This window comes from Brevibacterium sp. CSND-B09 (genome assembly GCF_052906525.1).
The window spans coordinates 2,322,463-2,343,466 of sequence record NZ_JBREGI010000001.1 but is presented as its reverse complement, the minus strand read 5'-3'; the positions used below and the strand labels follow the sequence as shown (position 1 = coordinate 2,343,466).

Below are 21,004 nucleotides of genomic sequence, written 5' to 3'. Positions count from 1 at the left end.
CCCGGCGGTTGCCCTCAGCCCTCGGCGAGCTGTTTGAGTCTTTTGAGCGAGGCGAGCAGATTCGCCGCGGTCGTCGACTGCGCCCGAGATAGACGCTTCGGATCGCGCAGCTCGGTCCAGTCATAGGTGTGACGAACCAAGACCGAGTCGTCCCCGGTCGGTTCGATCTCCCACACCCACTTCTGACCGAACGGCTCTCCACCCACTTCGGAGGGCTTCCAGGCGATGAGCCTGCCCTCGGCGAAGTCGACGATGTGGTTCTCCCGGTCCACGCCCTTGGTCAGAGTCGTGACGAACGAGCTCCCGGCCCCCTGCACTCGCTGGCCCTCGACGGCCGAGCCGAGGTTGTCATTGCCGTCCCATTCCGGCTGACGCTGCGGGTCGGCGATGAGTTCGAAGACCGCCTCGGCGGGAGCTGAGATCTCGATCTCGGCGGTGACGACCTTGAGGACCGGATCGATCGAATCGAAGACGGAAGCATCGGGGGTCTGGTCGGTCATGGAGTCCTGCCTTCGTGTGTGGTCCAGCCTCGGCGTCGAGCTGAAGTGCGGAGTGGATCGGACACGGTCAGAATACACGGACCCGCCGCCCCGGGTCTCGCGGCCGGGAACCCGCCGCGTCAGTCCTCGAGGGCGCGGTCTTGTCGTTCGGCACGCAGGGCTGCGGTGCTGAAGCGGGTGAACATCCGGGAGGAGTCGCTCGACAGCGCCAGCAGCACCGCCACCTGCATGGCGATGGTCGTCAGCGCATACATGTTCGTCGCCAGGTCGCGGTTTCCGGTGAAGTAGTTCGTCATCGACACGATCACGGAGATCGTCGAGAGCGTGAGGATCCACAGCCTGGCCCGGTTGCTGCCGCGGAACACCGACGTCGAGGCGATGACCTGCAGACAACCGATGAGGAGGCTGACGCCGACGAGCACTCCAGCGACGATGCGCGTGGCCGTGTCATCGCTGATGGCCGCGATGTCCGAGCTGTAGCCGACGACTTCGGAGCGCAGTCCGTTCCAATCGAGGAGCATACTGATCACATCCCACGCTTGGAAGAGCAGCAGGACGAGCACGAGGGCGGCCCCGACGACGGTCTGCAGCGGGCGCTGTCGCCACAGCGTCTTCGTCACTTCGGACACGCTGCGTGAATCGGAGTAGATGCGGGTGGCGTCGAGCGCCAGCTCCAGGCGTTCGGGATGGTCGGCTTCGTCGGCGACCACTTCGGTGACGTCGACGATCGGCAGGTGCCCGTCGGTGATGATCGCATCGCCGCCGCCGTTGCGGGAGTGGTATCCGGTGGAGAAGTCCTTGATCCGATCGACCGCGATCACTTCATTGGCACGGGTGACTGTATCGACGATGTGGTCTCGTTCGACGTCGGTGTTCTCTTCGATCTTGTGGGTGAACTGGAGGGTGAACAGGGAGATGCCGACGGCTTTGTCATAGGTTCCGGCGGCCAGCCAATCGGCCTGATGTCCGCCGGGCAGCAGCCATCCGCGCGGGCATTTCCAGAACCGCACATGGTGGCGCTGGCCCGGATCTCCATCGACTTCCTGCTGGTAGGCGAAGTCCTGACGGCGGCCGAACAACAGCAGCGGGGACACCGGCGCCTGCGGGTAGCTGCGCTTCGTCACCGTCGACCGGATGATCTCCCACGTCGATGCGGGAGTGATGCTGTCGGCGAGGATCCATCCGGCTTCGCGCATCGCATGGTGGATCTGCGCTTCCTCACCGCGCCAGGCGAGATTGACCGGATCGCCGAGCAGACCGTCAGAGGTGCGAGTGCGGCCGATGAAGTAGTTCGGCACATAGATCTGGGACAGGATGCGGTGCAGCCTGGGCAGAGCCAGATAGGACACGACTCCCCAGAACACGAGCAGCGTGAGCACCTGCCACCAGCCGAGGCTGAATCCCTTGAGCAGGATGAGCAGCGCCAGCCAAGTCGAGGCCGCCCCGGCGAACAGGAAGAACAGGTAGTCGAGCACCCCGGTGGGCGTGAAGTGGTGTCGCCGATAGACGAACGGCTGCCTCAGCCGCCGCTTCTGTCCGACCGCCGCACCGGCCGCATCCGTTCCGTCCGTCGCCCCGCCCGTTGTCATGAGGGCCAGTTTAGTGATCCGTGCTCAGCCACCGGAATGAGGAAGACCCGACACCCTTCCGCCGAGGCGGCCGGAACGCGGATTCCCACCGCCCCCTCACAGAGGCCGCCCGACCGAAATCGGTCAGGTTCGCTCTTTGTCCGATGTCTGCTCCCGTCGGCGTCGGTCGAGTGCGGCGAGCGCGGTGGCTGCGAGTTCAGGACTGTCATCGTCGCTGAGCTCGGCAATGAGGTCACTGCTGCGGTCACCGGGGATCTCGAGGAGGACTTGGAGCACCCGGAACCGTATCTGGGGATCGCTCGAGTCCGCTTGTCGATGCAGTTCGGTGAGAACCTTTTCGCCGATGTCGGCAGTCGGTCCGGTCGCGTCGACGATGGTGCCGAGGGTCTCGGCCGCCTCGATGTCCTTCGGTCCGTTCATCGCCATGTCGAGCAGCACGGGCACAGCTTTCTCGTCACCTGAGTGGCCGAGGGTGAGTGCGGCGATGCTGCGGATATCAGAGTCGACATCGTCGAGTCCCTTGTCCAGTGCCTGACGGATAATCGACGTCGAGCGTGAGTCGAGTTTCTCGTCCGGTGTGGTTCTGCGGATCTCGTCGAGGGCGAGCAGGGCATTGCGACGCACTTGGGCCGATGCGTCGTCCATTCCGACCACCACATGGGGCACGGCCTCGGCACCGGCTTGGGCGAGTGCCCACCGCATGGCCCCGGCCGCGTTGAGCACGGTCTCCTGCAGGACCGCCTGCGCCAAGGCCTCGATCGGCATTCCTCCGTCGACTCCGCTGCCGAGTGCGGCTTTGTGCCGTTGGATGACATCGCCGGATTCGAGAGAGCGCATGAGATCGATGGTGTACAGGAGAGACTCGCCGTCGGCTCGACCGAGCCGAGCGACGGACTGGAGGTGGTCGAGCAGACGCTGCTCGGCCGCGATCCGCTCACGTGCCTGGTCGATGAGGTCCCCGAGCACTGTGCCGGGGTCGAAGTCCGGCTCGGACAGCACCCGACCGACTTCGGTCAGAGACATCCCGAGTTTGCGCAGACCTTCGATGTGGAAGATGCGCCCGATGTCGGCGTCGGAGTACTCCCGGTAGCCGCCGGGCGTCCGCTGGCTGGGCGAGACGAGGCCCAATGATTCGTAGTGGCGCAGCATGCGTGCGCTCACACCGGAGCGCCGGGCCACTTCGCCGATGAGCATTGCCACCTCTTCTCTGCTGTCAGCCACTCTATGCCGCAATAGTGGCGCTCCGGGTGCATTGTTCCGAAGTTCTTCGATGCCTGGGACCTTTCGGACGTCGCTCAACGGTCGCAGGCGAATTTCGCACAGGTGCTGGAACCGCAAACTGAAGGAAGGGATCCGAGACCTCGGCCGTGCGCCGGCGGGCTTGCCCCACCCGTCGGCACACGCACGATCAGACCTTCCCTGTGCCGATCTAGACCGTGGCCTCGGACCCCAGTGCGACCACCCGCTTGGCTGCGTCCAAGGCGTGGGCGAAGCCGGCATCCGGGTCATCGAACATGTCCCGAGTCGCCATGGCGTGAGCCCGCACTGTGTCGTCCTCTGCATGAAGCCTCTCATCGACCACTGACACGAGATCCTCGCCGAGGGAGACAATCGCTCGACTGAGGCTCTTCTGCATCTCGAGATCCCCTCGACCCAACTGTGTCACCAGGGCGGATGCCAGTTCTTCACGATCTTCACCGGGCACAAGGGCAACGGCGGCTCTCCACGCACTGCGGGCCACCTCGGTGTCGGTATGGGCGATGAGCGCGGTGCCGATCCGGGCCGGGTCCATGGGCGGCCAGGCACGCACGTCACCGATCTTCGACAGGGTGTGCAGGGATTGGCTGATCGCCTGCGACAGCGGCGAGTCGAGTTCGGCGACGAGGCGGGGAACGGTGTCGCCGGCGGGCAGCCGAGTGAGCGCCCAGGTGAGCATGTCGCGGACGAAGAAGTCCGGTTCGATGCGGCACCGGGCGATGAGCGCGTCGAGGTCACGGGGCTCGGCTCGTGTGCCGATGGCCATCGCCGCCTGCAGGCGCTGCTGCGGGGTCGACGCACTCAGCGCTTCGATCATGGGGTCGCCGGTGTCGTTCCATCGGTCACTGGGCTCGATCAGACGATCGCTGGTGTCGCTCCTGCCGCCGCTGGAGTCATTCCGGCGACTGTCGGTCTCTGTCGAAAGCGCCGGTTCGGAAATATGGTGGTGTTTGAGTGGATGTGTCATGGTCTCCACCTCCTTGCCACCCAGTGAAGACCCTGACATCGTGTCAAGGTCAAGCAGATCAGACCCATCCCTTTCCCAACCCACGGAGCGGAGCCTCGTATGGACAAGATCGATTTCAAGAGATCGCTGCCGAGTTTCCGCGCGAAGCAGGGGCGATTCGACCTCATCGAGGTGCCGGAATCGCAGTACATCATGATCGATGGCCACGGGGACCCGAACACCTCGCCGGATTTCGCATCGGCGCTGACGAGCCTCTATCCGATCGCCTATGGGCTGAAGTTCCTCAGCAAGCTCGAACTCGGTCGCGACTATGTCGTGCCACCGCTCGAGGGGCTGTGGTGGGCCGATGATATGGCGGCGTTCACGAGCGCTCGGGACAAGTCAGCGTGGGACTTCACCCTCATGCTGTTCGTCCCGGACTGGCTGGACGCAGGCCACGTCGACGGCGTCATCGACACGGTCCGGGCGAAGGGATCGGCGCCCCGCCTCGGCGAGATCCGATTCGACACGCTGCGGGAGGGAACGTGCGTCCAGACCCTGCATGTCGGACCCTTCGACGACGAAGGGCCCGTCCTCGAGCGCATGCACACCGATGCCATTCCCGAGGCAGGGATGGCGATGGCGGGGAAACATCACGAGATCTACCTCAGCGACGTTCGCCGGACCGCGCCGGAGAAGCTGCGCACGATCCTCCGCCAGCCGGTGATCCCGCTGGGCGACTAAGGCTGATTCGGATCGGTGATCTGGACGGATGCCGACGATGCTGCTCGCCCGTCCTACCAGGGACTCAGCCGCGGCCCGACACTCAGCCGCGGCCCGACACTCAGCCGCGGCCCGAGACTCAGCCTCCGCTCGTCCAGCCTCCGGACACCGGGGCAGTGGTGCTCGGACCGGGGCCGCCGTCCGAGTCGGAATCGGAGGATGAGGATCCGATCGACGAGGAGTCCGAGGTCGGCGATGAACCTGTCGACGACGACTCCGCGGAGAGGAAGATGATGGCGACGAGGATGCCGGCAACGGTCAGGATGCCGACGGCGACGAAGGAGAAGACCACAATGAGGCAGGTCATCAGAGGTGGGCGGTTGTTGCGCCGAACGATTCTCACCATGGTTCAAGCCTAAGCTGTGCGGGGCCCTCCGAGACGAGCTCACGCTCGGCTCCGCCCTCCCCCTCACCGCCGCCCGGCCGTGACCTTCCTGTGATAAAAACCTCGGCGTTGCCCCATGCACTCTTAAGTTTGTTGCATTATCGTTATATTCATGCCTCGTCTGACCTCATCTCGCAAGGGCCGCCGGTCCGTGCTCACTGGTGCCCTCATCGGGCTCGGGGCAGCAGTGATGGCACTGGTCGTGGGCGCCGTCATCATCCTCAATTCCCCCATTTCATTCGGTTCCACGAAGATCAGGCAGATGCAGATGGCTTCGGTCAACCAGCTCAGCGAACAGCAGATCGACAATGCTCGGCTCATCATCGGCGTCGGCCGCGGCGGAAACTTCGACGACCATGCGATCAGGATCGCCCTGATGACAGCGCTGCAGGAGTCCTCGCTGCGCAATCTGGATTCCGGCGACCGTGATTCGGTCGGTCTGTTCCAGCAGCGCCCGTCACAAGGCTGGGGCGAACCCCATCAGCTCACCGATCCCATCTACGCTGCCAAGGCGTTCTATGGGATCAATCCCGAGGTCGAGAACCCCGGCCTCAACCAGATCGACGGCTGGGATTCGATGTCACCGACCGAAGCGGCACAGTCCGTGCAGCGCTCAGCATTGCCGGATGCCTACGGTCAGTGGGAGACCTTGGCCGATGACCTCCTCGGATCGCAGGCCGACGTCGAAGCCCTCGACTGAGGCGCTGGCTGCCCCGACCGCCCGAACCCCGCGACTGCCGCGACCGCCTCACGGTGCCGGATATCGCATGACCACGCCGGTTGTCCGGTAATCTGCACTCATGGCTTCCATTCCCGATTCCGTCCCCGTCAATGACGATGTCGAGCAGCTCCTGCTCAACCCCGAGGACCATCTCGAAGCCATCACCGAGACCGCCGACCTCTTCAAGGCACTCGCCACACCCTCCCGGCTGAAGATGCTGCTCGTCCTCACCCACGGCGAGGCCACGGTCACCCACATCGTCGAGGCGACCGGACTGTCCCAGCCGCTGGTGTCCCAGCACCTGAAGTTCCTCCGCGGACTCCACCTCGTCGGAGTCAATCGGATCGGCCGCGAAGCCTACTATTCGCTTAAGGACGACCACGTCGCCCACATCATCGTCGACGCCATCGCCCACACGATCGAGGCCCACGAACACTGAGTTCCACCCGGGGCGCTGCTTCCGCAGCGATACCTTCGCCGAGGCGGCCCACCGTTCCCAGCCCACAGCAGCGATCCTTCGCCGAGGCAGCCCATCCCTACCGACGTCGACGACGCGTGAGGGCCTCGGGTCCTCCACCGACGATCCAGACGATGAGGGCCACGAGGACGGCACCGATCCACTGTCCCGCCTGCAGCCGCTCCCCGGCGACGAGGGATCCGAGCACCACTGCGGACAGCGGTTGGAGCAGCATGAGCGCCGCGGTCATCGGCACCGGCACCAACGGGCTGGAGATGCTCAGCAGCACCCATGACAGGGCCTGACCGCAGACGGCCAGGGCGATCATCCAGCCCCAACCGGCCCAGCCGAGGTCGAAGTCGAGGCCGCCGAGGGTCAGCCCGGCGACCGCGGTCATCACCCCGGCGGAGATCGTGCCCACTTGGACCGGGGCGACGATGAAGTCTCCGGCGACCTTCCGGCTGTGGTGGATGCCGAAGATGTAGACGCCGTAGAGCACACCGGACAGGACCCCGAAGATCGCTCCCCGCATCGGATTCGCCGCCGTCTCGTCGGCGCCGAACACTCCCCCGGTCAGCAGCATGCCGATGATCATGATCGGCACGCAGCCGATGAACAGCCATCCCGGCCGGGAACCGCCGAACGCCCACACCAGCGCCGGGAACACGATCACTTGAACGCTGATGAGGACCGTGGACACGCCCAGACCGGCGTCGAGCACGCTCTGCGCCCACAGCACATAGTCGATTCCGAGCGCCGCTCCGGAGACCGCGGCGATGAGGATCGCCTTCGGCGGGAAACGACCGTGCCTGCGCAGCTCGAGCCACGCCAACGGGGCGAGCACAATGATCGCTATCCAACACCGCAGGAAGGCAGCTGTGGGGGCGGTCGCCTCGGCGAGGATGACGAACAGTCCGGCCGATCCGAGCAGGACTGCGGCCAGGATGATGCCGAGCACCGGCAGGGCCTTCGGGGGCGGAGGCGGCCCGCCCGCTCGCACATCTTCGGCGCTCATCGGATCCCCTCGGAAGGGCTCATCTCACGACGTTCAGGGCTCATCCCATGAAGTCGAGGATGCGGTCGATGGCTTCGGCCGTGCGGTCCGCTCCGACGGCCAGCGACAGGCGCACCGAACGGGAGCCGTCGACTGAGTCGAAGTCATCACCGGGTGCGAGCGCGACACCGGTGGCCTCGAGCACCTGCGCGCACCACTGGCCGGCAGTGGCAATTCCCGCGCGGTCGAGGATGTCGTCGACGCCGGCGTACATGTAGAAGGCACCGTCGGGTGGAGCCATCTCGCCGAAGCCGAGGTCCGCGCGGGCACCCAGGACATGTTCGCGGGCACCGGCGAACGAGGCCACAGCGGCCTCGCATTCGGCATAGGACTCATCCGCAAAGGCTGCGACCGCCGCGTACTGCGCCGGGACCGGGGCGCACAGTGAGAGGTTGCCCGTCACGTTCTGGGCCGGCGCGACGAGCGCTTCGGGCAGGATCGCCCAGCCGAGTCGCCACCCGGTCATGCCCCAGTATTTGGAGAACGAGGAGATGACGACGGCAGAGTCGTCGTGGGCGAGTGCGCATTCTCCGCGGGTGCCGATATAGCTGATGCCGTGGTAGATCTCATCGGAGATCACCTGCACCCCGTTGGCCCGGCACCAGTCGACGATCCGGCCGAGCGCCTCGGGGCCGATCATCGTGCCCGTCGGGTTCGCAGGCGACGCGAGCATGAGCCCCTTGAGCGGGGCCTTCGCATGGGCGGCGGCCAAGAGGTCGACGGTGGGCTGGAACCCTTCGTCGGCACCGCAGTCGAGTTCGACGACCTCGCAGCCGAGTGCCGCGAGGATGTTCTTGTATGCCCCGTACCCGGGTCGGGCCAGAGCCACCCGGTCACCGACGTCGAAGCAGGTGAGGAACGTCGTCTGGAACGCGCCGGAGGATCCGGTCGTCACAGCGATGCGGTCGGGTGCGATGTCGAGTCCGTACCAGTCGCGGTAGTGGGAGGCGATGGCTTCGCGCAGTTCGGGGATGCCGAAGATCGGCGAGTATCCGAGTCCAGTGCCGTCGGTCATGACCTCGGCGGCACGGGCGAGCACGGGACCGGGCGCGCCCTGGGTCGGTTCGCCCAGGCACATGGCGATGGTGTCGCGGCCGGCGCGCTGCATCTGCCCGACGGTGGCGACGATGCCCATCGCGGCGAACGGTTTGACGAGCCCGGATCGGGCGGAGGCGGCCGGGATGGTTTCGGCGGAGGCGGCCGGACCGGAAACGGCGGAGGCACGGGTGGTGGGGTCCGCCTCGGCGGGGGTGGATGAGGTCATCGGTTCACTTCTTCTCACGCGGGAGGCGGCCGAGGGTGTAGAACTCCGGGTTCGGGAGCATTCCGGAGATGTGAGCCATGCGGTTGGACAGGCCGAAGAAGCCGGTGATCGCGGCGATGTCCCAGGCGTCTTCGGCGTCGAATCCGTGGTCGGCAAGCCTCTGGTGGTCGGCGTCTCCTACGGCCCACGGCTCTTCGCAGACCTTGACGGCGAAGTCGAGCATAGCCATCTGACGTGGGCTGATATCGGCTTGGCGATAGTTCGTGGCGACGACATCGGCGATGAGCGCGTCCTTCTGGAAGATCCGCAGCATCGCTCCGTGCGCAACGACGCAGTAGAGGCAGTGATTGATCGCCGAGGTGGCCACGACGATCATCTCCCGATCGGCCTTGGTCAGGTTCCCCGTCTCCTTCTCCATGAGCGCGTCATAGTAGGCGAAGAAGGCGCGGAATTCGTCCGGTCGGCGGGCCAGGGCGAGGAAGACGTTGGGCACGAAGCCCGACTTCTCGGCGACCTCGAGGATCTGGGCGCGGATGTCATCGTCGACATCGTCGATGTCAGCAAGTGGGTATCGCATATCACTCATGCTAGCCCGGGTGGATCGGTTCAAGTCGAGCCCGCTCAGGGCGATACAGTGAGGTCGTCAGGTCCGTCCCGGCTTCTGCCGCAGGCCGCTCGCGTATCGAAGGAGATCACCATGACCGCAGACAATACAGAAGACACCGGTTCGACCGGCGAGGTCCAGCTCGACAACGGAGTGTTCCGGGTGACGAAGTGGACGATCCGCCCCGACGGCGTCATCCCGATGCACAAGCACGAGTACGAATACGTCGTCGTGCCGATGGTCACGGACACGATGCTCGTGCGCAATTCGGATGGCACCGAGATCCGCGCCGAACTCGAGGCCGGCGTCTCCTACACGCGTCCGGCAGGATCCGAGCATGAGGTCTCGAACCCCGGAGGCAGCGCCGACGTCGTCTTCGTCGAGGTCGAACGTCTCTGAGGCTCGTCGCCTGAGCCCAAAACTAGGTCGCTATCGGATACTTTCTGCGTCGCGAAGTATCCGATAGCGACCTAGTTTTGGCGCTGAGTATCCGATAGTGACCTGCATTTGGTGCCGAACGGCCATCAGCGAGTGGGGATCTCCCAGGTGTGGACGGGCTTCCCTGTCGCCTGGTTCGCGAGGTAGGCATCCATCATCGCCGTGATGCCCTCGGCGCGTTCGGGCGAGTCCTGGCGGCTGCCGGGCGCGAGGCTCTCGAGGGCCTTCAGCTGCCAGGTCGCACCATTGACGCGGCTTTCGGCACGGCCTTCGATGATCGACATGTATTCGTCGATGACGTCCTTGTCGATGTTCAGTCGCGAGAGTCCGCGCCTGGCCTGCGGCGCGAGCACATCGGTGACGAGGTCGGCCACGCCGATGCGTCCGATCTTCGGCCAGGTCACCCGGGCCTCGATCCCATCCTTGGCGCAGGCATTGAAGTTCTCCTCCGCCTCGGCGAATGACATCCGCGACCACACGGGACGGTTCTCCCCGACGAGGAACTCGGCCAGGCCGTAGTAGAAGGCGGCGTCGGCAACCATGTCGACCGGGGTCGGACCGGCCGGAAGCAGGCGGTTCTCGACACGGATGTGCGCGCCGCCGTCGCCGGAGTTGTAGATGGGGCGGTTCCAACGCCACACCGTGCCGTTGTGCAGATTGAGTTCGAAGAGCTTCGGAGCGTCGGCGGCACGGAATTCGACGAAGTCCTTGATCTCGGGCAGCAGCGGCGGGAAGTAGCGGACGTTCTCCTCGAAGAGGTCGAAGACGCTGGTGATCCACCGTTCGCCGAACCATACACGGGGACGCACGCCCTGGTTGACGAGTTCGGGCGTGCGGGTGTCGATGGACTGCGCGAAGATCGGGATCCGGGATTCGTGCCACAGCTTGCGGCCGACGAACAGCGGTGAGTTCGCTGCCATCGCCACCTGCGCCCCGGCGATCGCCTGCGAGGCGTTCCACGCGTCGGCGAAACGGTTCGGCGCCACCTGCAGGTGCAGCTGCATCGACGTGCAGGAGGATTCCGGAGCGATATCGGCGAACTCCGCCTTGTACCGCTCTTCACGACCGAGTTCGATGCGGACGTACTCGCCGCGGGCGTCGATGACCGAGTTGCTCAGCGCCTCGTAGCGGTTCTCCTCGGTCATCCACTTCTCGTCGGTGAGGAATTCGGTGGTCAGGGTCGGCAGGGTGCCGATCGACACCACCTTGAGTCCGTCCTCCTCGGCGGCCTTCTGCGCTTTCTCCAAGCGGTGGGCGACACCGGCCTCCAGGGTCTTCAGCCCCCGCCCGGCCACTTGGAGCACCGGATGGTTGAGTTCGAGGTTGAAGCCGCCGATCTCGGACTGGTACTCGTCATCGAGTCGATCGAGCACCTCCTTGTTGCGCAGGCTCGGCTGATTGCCCTCGCCGACGAGGTTGAGCTCGAGTTCGAGCCCGATCGTGCCCGCCGATTTGAAATCCGCATGACGAAGGTAGGTATCGAAGAGCTCGAGATTCTCCGCGAGCTTCTCCCGATACAGTGTGCGTTCCTCCGGCGTGTACCGCTTCGAGCTGACTGCCTCACCCATAGGACTAGCAAACCACAGACGGCCGGGTTTGTGCGCGGCCGCGGTCCACAGGCCATTCCGCACGGAGACCGCGATCCTTCCCACGGCGCACCGCACACCGATTCGGCCGCGGTGCGGACAAGCTGCGCATCGGGTCCGTCCTGCATCATTCGGACACCTGCGATGTCGGCAACCGGCCTTCCGTAGACTCGCCCTATGACTTCGACCACATCATCTGCGCCCCAGCCCGCTGACTTCGTCGAACAGGCGAAGCGACGTCTGCCCGACATGCTCGCCGACATCGAACGGGTCATCTCCATCGAGACCCCCTCACACGACAAGGCGGCCGTGGCCGCAGGAGCACGGGACTTCGCCGCGCTCCTGGGGGACCGCCTCGGCGCCGAGGCGGAACTGCTCGAGGTCGACGGCACCGCCCACCTGCGTCTGCGCTTCGGCACCGGGCCGGCCCGCGTCGTCCTGCTCAACCACCAGGACACGGTGTGGCCGCACGGCACCCTCGACCGCATCCCGTTCTCCACCGAGGACGGCATCCTCCGCGGTCCCGGCAGCTTCGACATGCTCACCGGGGCGATCATGAGCGTGCACGCGACTGCGATGGTGGCCGACCACCTCGGCGAGGGCGGGCTGGACGGTCTGTCGATCCTCGTCACCGGCGATGAGGAGATCGGATCCGTGTCCTCGTCGGACCTCATCCGCGCCGAGGCGGCCGAGGCGAAGGCTGTGTTCGTCATGGAGGCGAGCGCGGGCGGGGCGCTCAAACTCGAGCGGAAGGGCACGAGCAACTACGTGCTGAAGTTCACCGGCAAGGCCTCGCACGCGGGGCTCGAACCGGAGAAGGGCATCAACGCGGGAATGGCCCTGGCTCTGACTCTGCCGTTGGTGGCTGACCTGGCCGACGCCGAGGCGGGGACGACGGTGGTGCCGACCGTGATCAGCGCGGGGACCACGTCGAACACCGTGCCGGCCGAGGCCCGGGTGGACATCGATGTGCGAGCCCGGACTGCGGCTGAGCTCGAACGCGTGGATGCGCAGATCCGTGAGTTGGCTGCGAAGCCGCAGGTGGAGGGCTCGATGACGGAGGTGCTCGGCGGAATCAACCGGCCTCCTTTCGAACGGGAGCAGTCGGCTGCGCTCTTCGAGCGGGCGACGGCTCTTGCCGGCGAACTCGGGCTACCCGCGCCGCAGGGAGTGTCCGTGGGCGGCGCCTCGGACGGGAACTTCACAGCCGGTGACGGCATCGCCACTCTCGACGGTCTCGGTGCCGTCGGCGATGGGGCGCACGCCGAACACGAACACGCCGTCATCGATGAGATCGCCCCGCGCACCGCACTGCTGGCCGCTCTCATCGCCGATCAGCTGCAGGGCTGAAGCGGAGCGGCGAGCTGCTGCCTTTCGCTGCTGCCGTAGTTCCCAGACACCGACAGTGCGCCGGGGCCTTCCCTCCGTAGTTAAGTGTGCGCAGATTGCCAGTTTCGAGCCGAAAATGTGCAATCTGCGCACAGTTGACTGTCGGCAGCAGGACTTCAGTCGACCGGGTAACCCGCCGCGCGCATCTGATCCGGTGATTTCAGCGTGAACAGCCAGTCACGCAGGCGCGGATCCGGCCGAATCGCCGTCCGCGCGTACAGCCGATCTTCACCGACGAGGTAGTAGTGGTAGCCGTGCTCGCCGAGGTGGCCCATGAGCTCCCGCGGTTTCGCGCGGTCGTCGAGGACTTCGCACAGAATGTCCGGGTGCAACGCGGCGAGGAAGTCCTGGCCGTGAGCGAAGACGTCGTTCTCACCGCCTTCGACATCGATCTTCACCGTCACGCGCGGTGCCTCTCCCCGCCTTGAAACGTCAGGTACACCTTCCCCGGCGTGCAACCGCGGATCTCGCTCCGATGCCTCGGCCAGCACCTCGGGCAGGAGTGCGTCGAGGGAGGTGAAGCGCACCTCGGCGTCGGAGTCGAAGCGCATATCGGAGGAGTAGAACGACGGCAGCGCCGATCCTCCGTCCCCGATGGGCACCTTCATCCAGGTGTCGGGGCTGCCTACCCCGGTCGGGTGGACGGTCACGCGGCTGTTGAAGCCGTTGCGTTCGACGTTCTTCTCCACACCCGCGACGACGGCGGGGATGATCTCGAAGACGTGGGCGCGCACATTCTCGTTCGCGGCGAGGACTGCCATGGTGAAGACCCCGGTGTAGGCGCCGATGTCGAGGAAGACATCGGCATCGGCGCTGAGCGCGACCATGAGGTCGAGGGCGAACGCGTCTTCGGGTTCGGTGCGTCTGCCCCTTCCCCAGTAGAACTCCTTGGCGATCTCGCAGCGGAACGGCTCGACGAGGATGAAGTCCGCTCCGCCCGCTCTCCCGCGGATTTCGGTGAGTTCGATGGGGGCGGGGAGGCGACCGATCTTCAGCCCTCTGATCCGGGGCGCGATCGTTCGCAGCAGAGGGTGGAGCGCAGGTTGTGCGAGGGCGGTCTTGACCGGCAGCTTGAGGCCGAACCAGGACTGTCTGCGCGCGGTGAAAGTGCGCAGGTGGTCATTCACGACGGTTGCCCCCTTGCTGACAGGAAGACTTTTGTTCACACTATCAATCGCCGGCCCGCCGCTCCAGGGTTCTGCATTAGGTTAAGGCCGAGACTCACCCAATAATCCGGCACCGGGCATGATCAGATTCGCCGATGAAGATCCAGGCTGTAGACCTGGTAGACCATTGGCTTACCGTCCAGGTGCTGGTCGATCGTGGATCGATACGTGCCCATGAACTCGAAGCCCAATCTGCTCACGACGCCAATCGAAGCTGTGTTTCCTTCCTCGATCCGTGCGATCGCGCGCGACCCAATTTCCTCGGCTACGATGATTTCGCAGATGATTTCTACCGCGGCAGTCGCAATTCCTCGGCGGCGAGCCCAAGAATGGATTGAGTAAGACACGTTGACATCGCCTTTCGCAGGCAAGTCAGCGAGGTCCGGATCGCACTCAATATAGCCAGCCAAACGTTCATCCGCCCAAATCCCGAACCCTCTGGCACCGAGTCCGCTGGACGCGTTGTTCGCCAATCGCTCGAAGTGTTGGCGGGTGGACTCCTCGGTGCCATACTCGCCAGTCAACCAGCGAACTGTCTCGGCATCCTCGCCGAGGTTATGAGCCACGATGTCGGCTGGCGTCAGTGCTTTCAACTCGATCATGGGATGGGTTTCCTCATATTTGGATGCCCTGATCGTCTCCGAGCTCGGACCAAGAGTCAAGGCTGTCGTCTGCGGCCACGGAGCAGTACAGATCAACTCGGCGCGGACCACTGGCATAAGGTGGAAGCGAAGACCCATCCGCCCCGTTGCGAAGCAGGAGCCCGGCATATGAAGCTCAAGTCAGTCACCCTCCACCAAGTCTCGATTCCTCTCGTCACCCCGTTCGAGACCTCGTTCATGCGGGAGACGGAGAAGGACTGCTACCTCGTCGAGGCTGTCTTCGACACCCCGCAGGGTGAGGTCACCGGGTGGGGAGAGTCCGTGGCGATGATCTCTCCGCTCTACTCCTCCGAGTATGTGGCCGCCGGCATCGATGTCACTCGCCGCTGGTTGGCACCGCTGCTCTTCGACGTCGACAATCTCACCGCGGAGACCGTCGGTTGGCACCTGCGTCATGTCATCGGACACCCGATGGCGAAGTCGGCTCTGGAGATGGCCGTCATCGAGGCCCAGCTCAAGCTCAACAACCAGTCGTTCAAGGACTACCTCGGCGGAGTGGTCAACTCCGTGCCTTCAGGAGTTTCGGTGGGCATTCAGGATTCCGTCGAGGAGACCGTCAAGGTCATCGGCGGCTACCTCGAAGAGGGCTACGCCCGGATCAAGCTGAAGATCAAACCCGGCAAGGACATCGCCCCGGTGGCCGCGGTGCGCAAGGCCTTCGGCGACGATTTCGGCTTCCAGGTCGACGCGAACGCCGCCTACACCCTCGTCGATGCCGCACACCTGCGTCGCCTCGACGACTACGGTCTCCTGCTCATCGAACAGCCCCTCGGCGAAGCCGACATCCGCCAGCACGCCGAGCTCGCCAAGCTCATGGACACTCCGATGTGCCTCGATGAGTCGATCGTCTCCGCCGAGGCTGCAGCGGACGCGATCATGTTGGGCGCCACCTCGGTGATCAACATCAAGCCCGGACGGGTCGGCGGGTTCATCGAGGCGAAGAAGATCCATGATCTCGCCGCCGCCCACGGCATCGCCGTGTGGCACGGCGGAATGGTCGAGACCGGCCTGGGGCGGGCGGCGAATGCGGCGCTGGCATCACTGCCGGGCTTCACCCTGCCCGGCGACATCTCCGGCTCGAATCGGTTCTTCCACGAGGACATCACCGAGGAGATCGTCATGTACGACGGCAAGGTCGACGTGCCCACCGGCGTCGGCTTCGGCGTTTCCATCGACCCGGCCAAGCTCGAACGCTTCCGCACCGAGTCAGTGGAGATCCTGCCCGGACAGTAGGACAAGATTCGTCGAGGCGGCCCTCCCCCACCGGTCACCGACCGGCAGGTTGGGCCGCCTTCACTGCAGAATCCCGCCGGCGCGACCTCACTGACCGAGGCCGACGACCCCGATCATCACCGGCACCAGTGCCACGATGAGGATGGCTCCGGCGATGTCGAAGGAGAATCCGGTACGGATCATCTTCGTGATCGGCACGGCTCCGGTGCCGTAGACGATCGCGTTCTGCGGCGTCGAGACCGGGAGCATGAAACCGAACGACGCTGCGAAGGTCGCGGCCATCGCCGGCACGAACGGATCGATGCCCGCCGCCTGGCACAGCGGGATGACGATCGGCACGATCACGGCCGCCGCTGCGGTGTTCGACGTCGTCTCCGAGATGAGGATCGCCAGCACAACGGACACTGCGGTGATGGCGAGCAGACTCGTCACGCCCAGACCGTCAGCGAATCCGGTGCCGATCGTCTCGGCCAGACCGGTGTCGGCCAGCAGGGCTCCGAAGATGATGCCGCAGCCGAAGAGGATGATCGTGCCCCAGTCGATCTTCGCCGCCTGGGTCCAGGTCAGCGTGGGCTCGCGACGCTTCCAGTCGACGGGGAGGATGAAGAGCAGCGAGGCGCCGATGACGGCGACGATCCCTTCGTCGAGGCGGGAGTCGAGGAACTCGTAGATCGCCGAATCGGTGCCTGTGAACAGGGCAGCGAATGCCGGCAGCAGCCACAGCACCACGGTGACTCCGAAAGCGAAGAGGGTGTTCTTCTCCGCACGGGACACGGGACCGAGGTCGGCGAGCTCCTTCTTCACATACTCTTCGACTCCCTCGATCTTCCGGATCTCCGGCTTGTTGAGCAGGAACAGCACGACGGCGAGGATGATGAACATCGCCACGCAGATCGGCAGGGCCACAGCCATCCACTGGCCGAAGGAGATCTTCGTCCCCGTCGCCTCCTCGATGAGTCCGCGTCCGATGAGGTTCGGAGGCGAACCGACGGGAGTGAGCAGCCCGCCGACGCTCGCACCGTAGGCCAGCATGAGCAGCAGTGCCGCACCGACGCGGAGCCGCAGCGGGTCGAAGTCCTTCTTCACGATGCCGCGCTCCTGCATGAGCTCGGCGATCACGGCGAGGATGCCCAGCGCCGTGGGCATGAGCATCGCCACAGTCGCCGTGTTCGACACGAAGGCGGAGAGCACACAGGTGATGAGGCCGAAGGCGAGGATCACGCGGTAGACCGACTTCCCGACACCGGGCAGTGCGAGAACGGTCAATGCCAGCCTTTGGGCGATTCCGTGGTGGAGCATCGCTTGGGCGAGGATGAACGCACCGATGAAGGTGAAGATCGTCGAAGAGCCGAAGGGCCCGACCGCATCTGCGGCCGGCACGATCCCGAGGACGACGACTGCGCCGACACCGATGAGACCGCCGATGGGGATCGGCACCGGTTCGGTGATCCAGAGGACGATGACGCCGAGGAGGATCGCCGCCAGCATGTGCTGCTGATAGCTCAGCCCCATCGGGATGAGTGCGAAGACGATCGTCACAAGCGGAGCAAGGATGAACCCCGAAGTCATCCGAGCCCGTTCGAACTTCTCCTCCCGCGGAGAGAGCTTCTGCTCGCTCAGACTCCGGAATGTCTTGCCGCCCAGCAGGGCCTCACGCACATCGGTCATCAGCCCTGACGAACCGTTGCTGCTGTCTCTCTGCGAAGTACTCACCGTCATTGGTCCTTTCATCGCCGTCGTTTCAGCCTGACGGACCGGGCTCGAATAGTCCAAGGCTATTTTTCGATGCAATCGATAGTCTTGACCTATGGATATTCGTCAGATCCGCCATTTCCTCGCCGTCGTCGACACCGGCAGCTTCACGAAAGCTGCGGAGTCGCTTCTCGTCGCGCAGCCCTCCCTGTCGCAGACGATCAAAGGGCTCGAACGGGAGCTCGGTGTGACACTCTTCCACCGGGTCGGACGTCGCATCACGCTCAGCGAAGCGGGCAGAGAACTCGAGGGACCGGCCAGGCTCGTCATCCGCGACCTCGAGACGGCGGAAGCGCACGTGCGAGGCCTGCGCGGACTGCGGTCGGGTCGGATCCAGATCGCGGCGATGCCCACCCCGAGCATCGAGCCGCTGACCTCTCTGCTGTCGACTTTCACGCGTGAACACCCACAGGTCTCGTTCGATCTCAACGGCACGTTCACCGTCGACGAGACGGTTGAAGCCGTCCGCTACGGTCGCGCCGAGATCGGATTCCTCGGCGGACGCGGCCCTCTGCTGGTCAGCGACCTTCAGGTCGTCCCGTTGGCGGACCAGCCCCTCATGCTCGCCACCGGCCCGTCCATGTCCGCTTCATTCGATACCGAGGCGTTCACCCCGGAATCCCTCGCCGGCACACGACTCATCGTCTCCCACAGGGGCTCACTCATGCGCGCGTACGTCGACGAGCTCATCGGGCGCGGCATCGATATCGACATCGTCGCCGAGGTGACTCACCGCAATTCGATCCTCCCCCTCGTCAGGGCCGGCATCGGCCAAGCGGTGCTGCCCGCCTCTTGGCAGAGCTTTGCCGCCGAAGGCCAGGTGCGCCTGGCCCCGATCTCCGGCGCACCGTCTCTGCACGTCTCGGCCATCGCACGTCAAGAAGGTCTGACGCCCGCGGCAGCTCGACTGCTGCAGCTGGCGATCGATCTTCAGCTATAGGCACCACCTATCTGAATCATCACAATCCGATCTTGGACTTATCAACGGATCGAGTGCTCAATGGAGTCAGAGCGATACGCCCGGGCGCCGCAGGCGCCACGAGCTCTCCACTCCCTTCGACCAAGGACGAAAGAATCATGACGGAATCACAGACCTTCTCGATCGCCTCCATCCCCGGTGACGGCATCGGCGGCGAGGTCGTCGCCGCCGGACTGCGCGTGCTCGACACCATCGCCAAACAGTCCGAAGGGACAGTCGAGTTCGAGGTCACCGAGTATCCCTGGAGCTCGGAGTACTACCTGAAGAACGGCCGGTACATTCCCGAAGGCGGACTCGAGGAACTCGAGAAGCACGACGCCATCTACTTCGGTGCGGTCGGTTCGGCCGACGTCCCTGACCACACCAGCCTGTGGGGGCTGCGTCTGGCGATCACACAGCCCTTCGACCAGTGGGCGAACATCCGCCCCGTCACTTTCCTGCCCGGCGTCGAATCCCCGCTGCGGAAGGCCGACGATACCGAGCTCGACTGGATCGTCGTCAGGGAGAACAGCGAAGGTGAGTACGCAGGGATGGGCGGCCGCAACCTCAGCGGACGCGGCCCCGGCAACGAGGTGGCGCTGCAGACCAGCCTGCACACGGAGAAGGGATGCGAACGGATCATCCGCTTCGCGTTCGATATCGCGCGCACTCGGGACGTGAAGAAGGTGTCCAGCGTGACGAAGTCGAACGCTCAGCAGTACGGAATGGTGCTGTGGGACGAAGTATTCGTCCGTGTCGCCCAGGACTACCCCGATGTCGAGACCGAGAGCGTCCTCGTCGACGCGATGAGCGCGAAATTCGTCCTGCACCCGGAGCAGCTGTCCGTTGTCGTCGCATCCAATCTGCACGCCGACATCCTCTCGGATCTCGGTTCGGCGTTGGCCGGCAGCCTAGGCCTCGCAGCGAGCGCGAACCTCAACCCCGAGCGACGCTTCCCCTCGATGTTCGAACCTGTGCACGGCTCCGCTCCGGACATCGCCGGGCAGGGGATCTCGAACCCGATCGGAGCGATCTCGTCGGCCGCACTCATGCTCGACCAGTTCGGACTGACAGCAGAGGCCGACCGCGTCCGCCGGGCCATCGAGAATGCCACCGGAGCCGGGATCCTGCCACGAGACCTGGGCGGCGAGTCGAATACCGTCGAGATGACCGAAGCGATCGTCGCTCAGCTCGAAGCCATCCACGCCGAGGGTCTCGCAGCCGTCTGAGCCGCACCCGGCAACGACCTGAATCCTGCCGAGGCGGCCCTCCCCTGACCGGACACCGACCAGCAGATTGGGCCGCCTCAGTCGTGGGTGTGAGTCTCCTCGGCGGCGTCCTTCGCCCGATCGAACTGGAACGTCGAGTGTTCGATCGCGATCTTGTGGTGCTCCGTCAGGCATTCCTGCAGAGCCTTGAGGATGCGCGGAGCATGCCCGTCATAGAAGCATTCATCGGCGAGAACGACATGAGCGGTGAGCACCGGCAGGTTCGAGTCGATGCGGGTGATGTGGAGGTCGTGGACTTCCTGCACGTGTTCGACTGACTCGAGATGCTCGCGGACCTTGTCGAGGTCGAGCTCCTTCGGCGCCTCTTCGAGCAGGATCGATCCGGTCTCGCGCAGGATGGCGAACGCTCTGGGGACGATGAGCGCCGCGATGACCAGAGCAGCCACGGCGTCGGCCCGGTCCCAGCCGAAGAGCCAGATCGCCAGGGCTGCGAAGATCACGGCCACCGAGCCGAGCGCATCGGCGATGACCTCGAGGAACGCTGCCTTGAGATTGAGGGAGTCTTCCTTCGATGAGCTGAGGATGACAATGGAGACGAGGTTGCCGACGAGGCCGATGGCGCCGAAGAGCAGCAGGCCCGGTCCGGGCACCTCCGGCGGGACGAAGAATCTCCGGATGCCTTCGATGAGGCTGTAGACGCCGAGCCCCAGCAGCAGGGTCGCCTGGGCACCGGCCGCGAGCACTTCCGCCCGACGGAACCCCCAGGTCTTCTGTCCGCCCGTCGGTTTGCTGACCAAGCTCGCCGCGAAGAGCGCGATGCCGATGCCGATGAGATCGACGGCGTTGTGGCCGGTGTCGATGAGCAGCGCGAGACTGCCCGTGACCACCGAGCCGATGAGCTGAAACACGAAGATCGTCGCGACGATGCCGAAGACGATCCGCAGCTGCCGCCGCGAACCTGAACCATGCGCATGATCGTGAGCCATTGATACCTCCTCGACTCAACACATTAACATATGCACATTTGTTTA

Annotated in this window: 21 protein-coding genes; 8 read left to right on the top strand and 13 right to left on the bottom strand. The window is 64.9% G+C overall.

Translation table 11 applies throughout. The features are described 5' to 3' along the window. Positions 1-14: 14 nt before the first annotated feature. The 4 genes from ACU4IU_RS10510 to ACU4IU_RS10495 form a co-directional block, all read right to left on the bottom strand. Positions 15-500, bottom strand: coding sequence for an SRPBCC family protein (locus ACU4IU_RS10510; RefSeq protein ID WP_139469020.1), 486 nt, complete (start codon positions 498-500; stop codon positions 15-17). A 119-nt stretch (positions 501-619) separates the two neighbouring features. Next, positions 620-2,089 carry an LssY C-terminal domain-containing protein gene (locus ACU4IU_RS10505; RefSeq protein ID WP_376904558.1) on the bottom strand — a complete coding sequence of 490 codons (1,470 nt, stop codon included), beginning with the start codon at positions 2,087-2,089 and terminating at the stop codon, positions 620-622. A 123-nt stretch (positions 2,090-2,212) separates the two neighbouring features. Continuing rightward, positions 2,213-3,310, bottom strand: a complete 1,098-nt coding sequence (locus ACU4IU_RS10500) for a MerR family transcriptional regulator (protein WP_446656672.1) — start codon at positions 3,308-3,310, stop codon at positions 2,213-2,215. Positions 3,311-3,518: 208 nt separating this feature from the next. Further along, on the bottom strand, positions 3,519-4,313 hold the full coding sequence (locus ACU4IU_RS10495) for a HEAT repeat domain-containing protein (protein WP_446656671.1): 795 nt from the start codon (positions 4,311-4,313) through the stop codon (positions 3,519-3,521). A 99-nt stretch (positions 4,314-4,412) separates the two neighbouring features. On the opposite strand from ACU4IU_RS10495, the gene ACU4IU_RS10490 reads away from it, so the two are divergent. Continuing rightward, entirely contained in the window at positions 4,413-5,036 is a 624-nt protein-coding gene (locus ACU4IU_RS10490) for a GyrI-like domain-containing protein (RefSeq protein ID WP_376904554.1), read from the top strand. Between the two features lie 118 nt (positions 5,037-5,154). On the opposite strand, the gene ACU4IU_RS10485 is transcribed toward ACU4IU_RS10490, so the two are convergent. Next, on the bottom strand, positions 5,155-5,421 hold the full coding sequence (locus ACU4IU_RS10485) for a hypothetical protein (protein WP_139469017.1): 267 nt from the start codon (positions 5,419-5,421) through the stop codon (positions 5,155-5,157). 151 nt (positions 5,422-5,572) lie between these two features. Here ACU4IU_RS10485 and ACU4IU_RS10480 point away from each other — a divergent pair, with 151 nt between their 5' ends. Together ACU4IU_RS10480 and ACU4IU_RS10475 are read left to right on the top strand one after the other, a co-directional pair. Further along, entirely contained in the window at positions 5,573-6,160 is a 588-nt protein-coding gene (locus tag ACU4IU_RS10480) for a peptidoglycan-binding protein (protein ID WP_240811993.1), read from the top strand. A 100-nt stretch (positions 6,161-6,260) separates the two neighbouring features. After that, a complete protein-coding gene (locus ACU4IU_RS10475; RefSeq protein WP_139909298.1) occupies positions 6,261-6,620 on the top strand; it encodes an ArsR/SmtB family transcription factor in 360 nt (119 codons plus the stop codon). 97 nt (positions 6,621-6,717) lie between these two features. On the opposite strand, the gene ACU4IU_RS10470 is transcribed toward ACU4IU_RS10475, so the two are convergent. The 3 genes from ACU4IU_RS10470 to ACU4IU_RS10460 form a co-directional block, all read right to left on the bottom strand. After that, positions 6,718-7,653, bottom strand: a complete 936-nt coding sequence (locus ACU4IU_RS10470; protein ID WP_376904552.1) for a DMT family transporter — start codon at positions 7,651-7,653, stop codon at positions 6,718-6,720. Between the two features lie 40 nt (positions 7,654-7,693). Further along, positions 7,694-8,827 (bottom strand): pyridoxal phosphate-dependent aminotransferase, encoded by a 1,134-nt coding sequence (locus ACU4IU_RS10465; RefSeq protein WP_446657592.1) that lies wholly within the window; start codon positions 8,825-8,827, stop codon positions 7,694-7,696. A gap of 133 nt (positions 8,828-8,960) precedes the next feature. Beyond that, complete coding sequence (locus ACU4IU_RS10460; protein ID WP_376904549.1) at positions 8,961-9,533, bottom strand: peroxidase-related enzyme; 573 nt, start codon at positions 9,531-9,533, stop codon at positions 8,961-8,963. Positions 9,534-9,653: 120 nt separating this feature from the next. Between ACU4IU_RS10460 and ACU4IU_RS10455 the strand changes: the two genes are divergently transcribed. Beyond that, positions 9,654-9,959, top strand: a complete 306-nt coding sequence (locus tag ACU4IU_RS10455; RefSeq protein ID WP_139469013.1) for a cupin — start codon at positions 9,654-9,656, stop codon at positions 9,957-9,959. Between the two features lie 125 nt (positions 9,960-10,084). Here ACU4IU_RS10455 and ACU4IU_RS10450 read toward each other — a convergent pair whose 3' ends face one another. After that, positions 10,085-11,566 carry a glutamate-cysteine ligase family protein gene (locus tag ACU4IU_RS10450; protein WP_139469012.1) on the bottom strand — a complete coding sequence of 494 codons (1,482 nt, stop codon included), beginning with the start codon at positions 11,564-11,566 and terminating at the stop codon, positions 10,085-10,087. 195 nt (positions 11,567-11,761) lie between these two features. On the opposite strand from ACU4IU_RS10450, the gene ACU4IU_RS10445 reads away from it, so the two are divergent. After that, positions 11,762-12,934: a M20 family metallopeptidase gene (locus ACU4IU_RS10445; RefSeq protein ID WP_376904547.1), complete on the top strand. Its 1,173-nt coding sequence runs from the start codon at positions 11,762-11,764 to the stop codon at positions 12,932-12,934. A gap of 155 nt (positions 12,935-13,089) precedes the next feature. Here the strand turns inward: ACU4IU_RS10445 and ACU4IU_RS10440 are convergent, their stop codons facing one another. Beyond that, entirely contained in the window at positions 13,090-14,100 is a 1,011-nt protein-coding gene (locus ACU4IU_RS10440) for an FkbM family methyltransferase (RefSeq protein ID WP_446656670.1), read from the bottom strand. Between the two features lie 122 nt (positions 14,101-14,222). Then, positions 14,223-14,741, bottom strand: a complete 519-nt coding sequence (locus ACU4IU_RS10435; protein ID WP_446656669.1) for a GNAT family N-acetyltransferase — start codon at positions 14,739-14,741, stop codon at positions 14,223-14,225. A 168-nt stretch (positions 14,742-14,909) separates the two neighbouring features. Between ACU4IU_RS10435 and menC the strand changes: the two genes are divergently transcribed. Beyond that, positions 14,910-16,034: an o-succinylbenzoate synthase gene (menC, locus tag ACU4IU_RS10430; protein WP_376904544.1), complete on the top strand. Its 1,125-nt coding sequence runs from the start codon at positions 14,910-14,912 to the stop codon at positions 16,032-16,034. Between the two features lie 87 nt (positions 16,035-16,121). Here the strand turns inward: menC and ACU4IU_RS10425 are convergent, their stop codons facing one another. Continuing rightward, a complete protein-coding gene (locus ACU4IU_RS10425; RefSeq protein WP_376904542.1) occupies positions 16,122-17,747 on the bottom strand; it encodes an SLC13 family permease in 1,626 nt (541 codons plus the stop codon). Between the two features lie 94 nt (positions 17,748-17,841). Between ACU4IU_RS10425 and ACU4IU_RS10420 the strand changes: the two genes are divergently transcribed. Further along, positions 17,842-18,726: a LysR family transcriptional regulator gene (locus tag ACU4IU_RS10420; protein ID WP_376904540.1), complete on the top strand. Its 885-nt coding sequence runs from the start codon at positions 17,842-17,844 to the stop codon at positions 18,724-18,726. Between the two features lie 137 nt (positions 18,727-18,863). After that, positions 18,864-19,973 carry a tartrate dehydrogenase gene (locus ACU4IU_RS10415; RefSeq protein WP_446656668.1) on the top strand — a complete coding sequence of 370 codons (1,110 nt, stop codon included), beginning with the start codon at positions 18,864-18,866 and terminating at the stop codon, positions 19,971-19,973. A gap of 77 nt (positions 19,974-20,050) precedes the next feature. On the opposite strand, the gene ACU4IU_RS10410 is transcribed toward ACU4IU_RS10415, so the two are convergent. Then, on the bottom strand, positions 20,051-20,959 hold the full coding sequence (locus ACU4IU_RS10410; RefSeq protein ID WP_446656667.1) for a cation diffusion facilitator family transporter: 909 nt from the start codon (positions 20,957-20,959) through the stop codon (positions 20,051-20,053). Positions 20,960-21,004: the final 45 nt, after the last annotated feature.

Coding starts and splice junctions, on each gene's coding strand:
- ACU4IU_RS10510 (WP_139469020.1), bottom strand. CDS start 500: ATGACCGACCAGACCCCCGATGCTTCCGTCTTCGATTCGATCGATCCG.
- ACU4IU_RS10505 (WP_376904558.1), bottom strand. CDS start 2,089: ATGACAACGGGCGGGGCGACGGACGGAACGGATGCGGCCGGTGCGGCG.
- ACU4IU_RS10495 (WP_446656671.1), bottom strand. CDS start 4,313: ATGACACATCCACTCAAACACCACCATATTTCCGAACCGGCGCTTTCG.
- ACU4IU_RS10490 (WP_376904554.1), top strand. CDS start 4,413: ATGGACAAGATCGATTTCAAGAGATCGCTGCCGAGTTTCCGCGCGAAG.
- ACU4IU_RS10485 (WP_139469017.1), bottom strand. CDS start 5,421: ATGGTGAGAATCGTTCGGCGCAACAACCGCCCACCTCTGATGACCTGC.
- ACU4IU_RS10480 (WP_240811993.1), top strand. CDS start 5,573: ATGCCTCGTCTGACCTCATCTCGCAAGGGCCGCCGGTCCGTGCTCACT.
- ACU4IU_RS10475 (WP_139909298.1), top strand. CDS start 6,261: ATGGCTTCCATTCCCGATTCCGTCCCCGTCAATGACGATGTCGAGCAG.
- ACU4IU_RS10470 (WP_376904552.1), bottom strand. CDS start 7,653: ATGAGCGCCGAAGATGTGCGAGCGGGCGGGCCGCCTCCGCCCCCGAAG.
- ACU4IU_RS10465 (WP_446657592.1), bottom strand. CDS start 8,827: ATGGGCATCGTCGCCACCGTCGGGCAGATGCAGCGCGCCGGCCGCGAC.
- ACU4IU_RS10460 (WP_376904549.1), bottom strand. CDS start 9,533: ATGCGATACCCACTTGCTGACATCGACGATGTCGACGATGACATCCGC.
- ACU4IU_RS10455 (WP_139469013.1), top strand. CDS start 9,654: ATGACCGCAGACAATACAGAAGACACCGGTTCGACCGGCGAGGTCCAG.
- ACU4IU_RS10450 (WP_139469012.1), bottom strand. CDS start 11,566: ATGGGTGAGGCAGTCAGCTCGAAGCGGTACACGCCGGAGGAACGCACA.
- ACU4IU_RS10445 (WP_376904547.1), top strand. CDS start 11,762: ATGACTTCGACCACATCATCTGCGCCCCAGCCCGCTGACTTCGTCGAA.
- ACU4IU_RS10435 (WP_446656669.1), bottom strand. CDS start 14,741: ATGATCGAGTTGAAAGCACTGACGCCAGCCGACATCGTGGCTCATAAC.
- menC (WP_376904544.1), top strand. CDS start 14,910: ATGAAGCTCAAGTCAGTCACCCTCCACCAAGTCTCGATTCCTCTCGTC.
- ACU4IU_RS10420 (WP_376904540.1), top strand. CDS start 17,842: ATGGATATTCGTCAGATCCGCCATTTCCTCGCCGTCGTCGACACCGGC.
- ACU4IU_RS10415 (WP_446656668.1), top strand. CDS start 18,864: ATGACGGAATCACAGACCTTCTCGATCGCCTCCATCCCCGGTGACGGC.
- ACU4IU_RS10410 (WP_446656667.1), bottom strand. CDS start 20,959: ATGGCTCACGATCATGCGCATGGTTCAGGTTCGCGGCGGCAGCTGCGG.